The sequence below is a fragment of the Aeromonas sp. HMWF015 genome (assembly GCF_963878965.1).
GTDB classification, from domain to species: Bacteria; Pseudomonadota; Gammaproteobacteria; order Enterobacterales; family Aeromonadaceae; genus Aeromonas; species Aeromonas veronii.
This window is the reverse complement of record NZ_CAWNZT010000334.1, coordinates 1-6,807: the sequence shown is the minus strand read 5'-3', so window position 1 is coordinate 6,807 and position 6,807 is coordinate 1. Positions and strand designations below refer to the sequence as shown.

The 6,807-nt window shown below is 57.9% G+C and carries 6 protein-coding genes; 2 read left to right on the top strand and 4 right to left on the bottom strand.

What is annotated here, in order from left to right; translation table 11 throughout:
- Positions 1 to 660, top strand: a 660-nt coding sequence (locus AACS18_RS16545; protein WP_108612751.1) for a WD40 repeat domain-containing protein, incomplete at its 5' end; no start/stop codon positions are given.
- Positions 661 to 674: 14 nt separating this feature from the next.
- The gene (locus AACS18_RS16540) at positions 675 to 890 is read left to right on the top strand and encodes a SlyX family protein (protein WP_005335285.1); all 216 of its coding nucleotides are present in this window, start codon (positions 675 to 677) and stop codon (positions 888 to 890) included.
- A gap of 126 nt (positions 891 to 1,016) precedes the next feature.
- Here the strand turns inward: AACS18_RS16540 and AACS18_RS16535 are convergent, their stop codons facing one another.
- The 4 genes from AACS18_RS16535 to AACS18_RS16520 form a co-directional block, all read right to left on the bottom strand.
- The gene (locus AACS18_RS16535; protein ID WP_019445927.1) at positions 1,017 to 1,958 is read right to left on the bottom strand and encodes an ABC transporter permease; all 942 of its coding nucleotides are present in this window, start codon (positions 1,956 to 1,958) and stop codon (positions 1,017 to 1,019) included.
- Between the two features lie 3 nt (positions 1,959 to 1,961).
- Complete coding sequence (locus tag AACS18_RS16530) at positions 1,962 to 2,936, bottom strand: ABC transporter permease (RefSeq protein WP_042080630.1); 975 nt, start codon at positions 2,934 to 2,936, stop codon at positions 1,962 to 1,964.
- 99 nt (positions 2,937 to 3,035) lie between these two features.
- Entirely contained in the window at positions 3,036 to 4,592 is a 1,557-nt protein-coding gene (locus AACS18_RS16525; protein WP_042054176.1) for an ABC transporter substrate-binding protein, read from the bottom strand.
- 69 nt (positions 4,593 to 4,661) lie between these two features.
- Positions 4,662 to 6,386, bottom strand: coding sequence for a dipeptide ABC transporter ATP-binding protein (locus AACS18_RS16520; protein WP_005349510.1), 1,725 nt, complete (start codon positions 6,384 to 6,386; stop codon positions 4,662 to 4,664).
- Positions 6,387 to 6,807 lie beyond the last annotated feature (421 nt).

Below are 6,807 nucleotides of genomic sequence, written 5' to 3'. Positions count from 1 at the left end.
CGGCTGAGCGACGGGCAATCACAAGGCTACTACTCACTTCCTGAATCCAGGCTGAGGGACATCGCGCTCTCTGCCGACGGTCGTTATGTGCTGATCGGGCGGGAAGATGGCAAGGCCGAGTGGCTCGATACCCGAAGCGGCCGTCGTCTGCAGTTTCTGGGGCATACCGAACAGGTCAATACGGTGGATCTCTCCGCCAACGGTCGCTATGCCCTGACCGGCGGCAACGACTACAGCGCCTATCTGTGGGATACCCGCAGCGGTCAGGTGATCTGGCGCTTCAACCATGGTGGCCGGGTGATCATGGCCAGACTGGAGCCGAGCGGCCGCTATGCCTTCACCGCCGACAGCAGCCGGGCCAGCATCTGGGATCTGAAAACCGGCAAGGAGGTGAGTCAGCTGCAATATGATCACCGCTTCGAGGTCTACACCAGCGCCCGCTTTGCCAACGACGGCAAGTGGCTCATCACTGGCGCCCCTTCCCGTCAGCTCTCCCTGTGGCAAGTGAGCGATGGTGCCCTGCTGCAGAGCTGGCGCGTCTCGCCGCAACCCAAGGTGAAACCGCCCAGCGCAGTGGTCTACGGCGTCGCTTTACGCGACAATAGCCACCTTGTCAGTGCCAGCTCCAGTGGTCTGGCCGAAATCTGGACAATCAAGTAAGGACCCGAAGGCCCATGAGTCAGCAACTTAACGATCGCATCGAAACCCTGGAAACCCGTCTCGCCTATGCGGAGTACACCATAGAGCAGCTCAACGACGAGGTAACCACCCAGGGCCGTGAACTCGATCGGCTCAAATACCAGATCCAGCTGCTGATCGACAAACTGCAAAGCGTACAACCCAGCCAGATTGCCAGCATGGCAGAAGAGACCCCGCCGCCGCACTATTGATGGGTGTGCAATCAACACGCGGTCTGCTCAAGACCAATAAAAATCCGAAACCGGCAAAACCGGTTTCGGATTTTTTTATCTAAATGAACTGATAGCTGCGACTCGGCGCCTCAGAATCAGCCCGCGTTAACCTTTGTAGATCTTGGGGTTAAACACATCCCGCAGCCAGTCACCCAGCAGGTTGATGACCAGCACCAGCACCACCAGACAGATGCCCGGGAAGGCGGTGATCCACCAGGAGCCGGAGAAGATGTAGTTGAAGCCGACGCTGATAAGCGAACCGAGCGAGGGCTGATCAACCGGCATCCCCAGACCGAGGAAGGAGAGTGCAGCTTCACTCATGATGGCGTTGGCCACCTGCACAGTGGAGATCACCAGAATGGGCGACAAACAGTTGGGCAGAATGTGGCGGAACATGATGCGCGGGGCGCGGAACCCCATCACCTTGGCCGCTTCCACATACTCCTTCTTCTTCTCCGCCAGCACAGAGGCGCGCACGGTACGGGCGTATTGCGGCCACTCGGCGATACCGATGATCACCACCAGCATCATGATGGCGAACTTCGAGTAAAACTCGGAGCCAAAGGTTGCCTGAAAGATGGCGGAGATGATGATCGCCACCATCATGGTGGAGAACGACAGCTGCACATCGGCAAAGCGCATCAGCAGGTTGTCGATACGACCACCGAAGTAACCGGCAATCAGACCGATGACGATACCAAGCACCAGCTGCAGCGCCACCGCAAACAGGCCGATGGTGAGGGAGATACGGGCGCCATAGAGGATGGTGCTCCAGATATCTCGTCCCTGGTTGTCGGTGCCGAGCCAGAAGCGCTCCTCGCCACCTTCGAGCCAGGAGGGGGGCAACTCGGCATCCATCAGATCAAAACTGGTCTGGTCATAGACGTTGTGCGGGGCGAGCCAGGGGGCCAGCAGCGCCGCCAGCACAAATACCACGAACACCGCAAAGCTGAACATGGCTACCTTGTCCCGCAGGAAGTAGTAGACGATGTCAGAGTTCTTGAATCGTGCCCAACGGCTTGGGCTTGCAGTTACAGCATTAGTCATCTGTTACCCCTTGGCGGTCAGGTTAACGGTCGGGTTAATCAACCCGTAGAGCAGGTCGACCAGGGTATTGGTCACCACGAAGATCAGTCCCACGAAGATAACGTAGGCGGTGATCAGCGGGGTATCGACCCGGTGGATCGCCTCAAGGAACAGGAAGCCGGTGCCTGGCCACTGGAACACGCTCTCGGTCAGAATGGTGTAAGCCACCATGGTGCCGATCTGCACCCCACCGACGGTAATGACCGGCAGCATGGTGTTTTTGAGGGCGTGGCTGTAGTAGACCTTGTTGTTGTCCAGCCCCTTGGCGCGGGCGAACTTGACATACTCGGAGGAGAGCTGCTCCAGCATCTCGGAGCGCACCAGCCGGATAAACAGCGGCAGCATGATGGAAGAGAGCGACACCGCGGGCAGGATCAGGTGCAGGATGCCATCCCAGGTAAAGAAGCCCGACTCCCAGCCCAGCAGGTTGCGGGTCTCGCCGCGGCCATAGGCCGGCAGCCAGCCCAGCTGGATGGAGAAGAGGTACATCAGCATGATGGCGGTCAAAAATACCGGGATCGAGATGCCGATACTGCTCCCCGCCATGATGATCTTGGTGGGAATGCTGCGCGGGCGGATCGCCGAATAGACACCGAGTGGAATGGAGACCACCACGATGATGAGCGCGGCAGCAAACACCAGCTCAAGGGTAGCCACCAGCTTGTCGAGGATCACCTCGAGAGCGGGTCGCTTGAAGAAATAGGAGGTGCCCAAATCCCCATGCACCGCATTTTTCAAAAAGCGGCTGTATTTGATGAGGAAGGGATCGTTAAGGCCCATCTTCTCGCGCAACTCGTGACGCTGGGCTTCGGAGACGGATTGTCCCACCAGCTCGCGCAACGGGTCACCCAGGTTATCCTGGATGGAGAAGGCGACCAGGCTGATGACGAACATCACTATCACGGCCTGATAGAACCGTTTCAGCAGGAATGTAAACATGCTTGTCCTTCTACGTGGCCTGTGTCGTGGCACAGGCTTCTGTTAGTGGGCGGAGTGGCCAGCTGACCACCCCGCCCCGTCCTTCCTTGCGACGTTCTCTTACTTGCTGACCACCAGGTCACCCAGGTAAGGGAAGTTCATCACGTTGACCACCGGCTTGATGTCGACGTTCTTCTTGGCGCCATAGGCCAGATCTTCCCAGTGCAACGGCACGTAGGCAGCATCTTCGATCAGCATGGCTTCGACCTTCTTGAGCATCTCGGCACGCTTGGCCGGATCGGTCTCGGCGTTGGCATCCATCACCAGCTTGTCAGCTTCGGCGTTGGCGTAACCGGCGCAGTTGTACTGACCCATACCGGTCTTGGCGTCCTTGGTGAAGGTCAGGAACTCGAAGAAGTTCGCGGTATCTTCGGTGTCGGAGTGCCAGCCGATCAGCTGCATGTCCGCGGCGCACTTGTCAAACTCAGGCCAGTACTGGGCCACCGGCATGGTTTTCAGATCCACCTTGATGTTGATCTTGGCCAGCATGGCGGAGACCGCCTGGGCAATCTTGACGTCGTTGACGTAGCGGGCAGCCGGGGAGATGAAGGTCATCTTGAAGCCTTTCTCGTAACCGGCCTCTTTCATCAGCTCCTTGGCCTTGGCCAGATCATACTGGGGCACCAGCGCCTCGTTGTGACCGGCATAGCCTTTCGGGCTCAGCTGACCAGCAGGGGTACCGAAGCCCTTGTTGATCTTCTCGACAATGCCCACCTGGTTGATGGCGTAGTTGATCGCCTGACGCACGCGCTTGTCTTTCAGCGCCGGGTTGGTGTTCTGGTTCAGCTCGATGATGATGGCGCGGGTACCGGACAGGGTGACCAGCTGGGAGTCCTTGCCATTCTTCACGCGCTCCAGATCGTTCGGCGCAACCGGATAGATCATGTCCACATCGCCACCCAGCAGGGCTGCAACACGGGTCGCATCTTCCTTGATCGGCACCACGGTCAGGTTCTCGACGTTACCCTTGGAGGCTTTGTCCCAGTAGTTGGCGTTGCGGGCATAATCCAGCTTCACACCCTGCTCGCGGAACTTGACGGTGAACGGGCCAGTACCGGAGACGTGGGTAGAGGCATAGGAGTCGCCGTTTTTGACGATCTCGGCCTTGTCTTTGCCCGCTTCGGTCTTGCCGGTGTAGAACTTGGAGTCCATCGGGAAGATGTAGGTGACGGTCTGCAGCACCAGCGGGAACGGCTTGGCAGTGATCAGATCGACGGTATAGTCATCGACCTTCTTCACTTCGCTGATGGGATCGAAGATCGCCTTGAAGTCGACGGAGGATTTCAGGCGGTTGACGGTCCACACCACGTCGTCTGCGGTGAAGTCGTTACCGGAGTGGAACTTGACCCCTTTGCGCAGGTGGAAGCGGACGGTCTTGTCATCGACACGCTCGAACTTCTCGGCCAGACGGGGCTCGAACTGCAAGTCCTGGGTGTAACGCATCAGGGGATCGAATACCAGGTGCGACATCTCCAGGGTCTGACCGGAGAGCTGCTCCTGCGGATCCAGCGAAGTGGCGTCAGAAGCGACACCCACCTTGATATCAGCGGCTGAGACACTGAAGGCGAAACCGGCGGCAAACAGCGCCAGGGCAATCTTGGACAATCCTTTCTTCATCTTGTTCTCCATGCTTTTGGCTTTCTTATGACACTTTTTTGACAAGCAGACCGGCGCACCGACGCTCTCCTAGCTTGCGATTTCCAGTCCCTCGCGGGACATTCCCTTGAACTCCGGCATGAGGGAGATCAGCTTGCGGCTGTACTCATGCTCGGCATTGGTAAAGAGTTTCTCGGTCTCGGCCACTTCCACCAGATGACCGTGCTGCATCACCCCGATGCGGTCGCACATCTGGCGGATCACCGGCAGATCGTGGCTGATAAACAGCATGGTGAGCTTGAGCTCCTGCTGCAGATCCTTGAGCAGGTTGAGGATCTGGGCCTGCACCGACACATCCAGCGCCGAGGTCGGCTCGTCGCAGATGAGAAAGCGCGGGCGAGTGGCCAGGGCTCGGGCAATGGATATACGCTGGCGCTGACCGCCGGAGAACTCGTGGGGATACTTGACCCCGGCACCACGACCGAGACCCACGTGATCCAGCAGATCGCCGACAATCCCCTCAATCTGGCTCTCGCTGCTCGCCAGCTGATGGAAGCGGATCGGCTCGGCAATGATGTCGCGCACCTTCATCCGCGGGTTCATCGAGGAATAGGGGTTCTGAAACACCATCTGCATCTGGCGACGCAGCGGGCGACGCTCGCGCTCGCTCTTGAGGGCGGTCAGATCGATCCCTTCGAAGAAGATTTTGCCGGTATCAGGCGGATAGAGACCGGTGATGGCGCGGGCAATGGTCGATTTACCGGAGCCCGACTCCCCCACCAGACCGAAGGTCTCCCCTTCGAAGATCTCGAAGCTGATGTTGTTGCAGGCGCGCACATACTGGCGACGGCTCGGGAAGATGGAGTCCTTGGTGACGAACTTCAGATCGACGTTCTCCACCCGCAGCAGCGCCCCTTCATAGGCACGCTCGTCCTGACTCTGGCCGAGCCAGTGGGTCTTGAGGTCAATATTGGTATCCGGCGCACTGGCATCCTCGATATAGGAGACCAGCGGGAAACGCACCAGCTTCACATCGGAGCGGGGTACCGCCGAGATGAGGCTGCGGGTATAGGGGTGATTGGGGCTGCCCAGCACCTGTTCGGTCAGGCCGAACTCCACCAGATCGCCGCGATACATCACCGCCACCTTGTCGGTAACGTTGGAGACCACGCCCATGTCGTGGGTCACCAGCATGCAGCCCACCTGACGCTCTTTACAGAGGGCGCGGATAAGCTGGAGGATCTGATCCTGAATGGAGACGTCCAGCGCCGTGGTCGGCTCGTCGGCGATGATCAGCTCAGGATCGCAGGAGAGCGCGATGGCGATAACCACCCGCTGACGCATGCCACCGGAGAACTGGTGCGGGTACTGCTTGATGCGCAGCTCCGGACTCGGGATTCCCACCGCCCCCATCAGCTCCAGCGCCTTGGCAAAAGCGGCTTCGCGAGAGAGGTCGGTATTGGCCAGAATGGTCTCCACCAGCTGATGCTCAACGGTGAACAGCGGGTTGAGGGAGGTCATGGGGTCCTGGAAGATGAACCCGATACGGGAGCCACGGATGGCCCGCATCTCGTTCTGGCTCTTGCCGGAGATGAGCTCGCCATTGAGATAGATATCACCACGGGCGATGCGACCCGGCGGGCTCAGGAGATCGATAACAGCATTGCCGATGGTGGACTTGCCGGCGCCGGATTCACCGACCACCCCGACAATCTCACCCTTTTCGATAGAGAAAGAGAGATCCTTCACCGCGGCCAGTACCCCGTAGCGGGAGGGGTACTCGATCCGCAAGTTCTTTACTTCGAGCAAGGACATGTTTACCTCTGCGGGGGACATCCGTCCCAAATAATTCGTCCGTAAATCAGCCGCAGAGGCCGGTTGTTACCTTGGGCAATATTTGCTCAATCCATGAGGCAGCGAAACCAGCGATCCGGGCGGGTTTTTTGCATTTTTTTGGAATAACCCGCGAGTAACTTAGACGGTTTGACCACGGGTGTAAATGATTGAGTTATACAATTCCGCAATGTTTTGTGCAGATAACCACCAATTCGGCAGAGATAAATGATGATTTTCATCACAAAAATGGCCGGTGCGTCCGTACATCTATTGGTATCATTACTTTAATTTCAACAACAACGCAACAAGCAGCATTTATCACTATTTCCAAAACAATAACGAGCCCCGAATGAGTAGTGAATATTTATGTGAAATGGATGATAAACGGCAGCATATGCCG

Coding starts and splice junctions, on each gene's coding strand:
- AACS18_RS16540 (WP_005335285.1), top strand. CDS start 675: ATGAGTCAGCAACTTAACGATCGCATCGAAACCCTGGAAACCCGTCTC.
- AACS18_RS16535 (WP_019445927.1), bottom strand. CDS start 1,958: ATGACTAATGCTGTAACTGCAAGCCCAAGCCGTTGGGCACGATTCAAG.
- AACS18_RS16530 (WP_042080630.1), bottom strand. CDS start 2,936: ATGTTTACATTCCTGCTGAAACGGTTCTATCAGGCCGTGATAGTGATG.
- AACS18_RS16525 (WP_042054176.1), bottom strand. CDS start 4,592: ATGAAGAAAGGATTGTCCAAGATTGCCCTGGCGCTGTTTGCCGCCGGT.
- AACS18_RS16520 (WP_005349510.1), bottom strand. CDS start 6,386: ATGTCCTTGCTCGAAGTAAAGAACTTGCGGATCGAGTACCCCTCCCGC.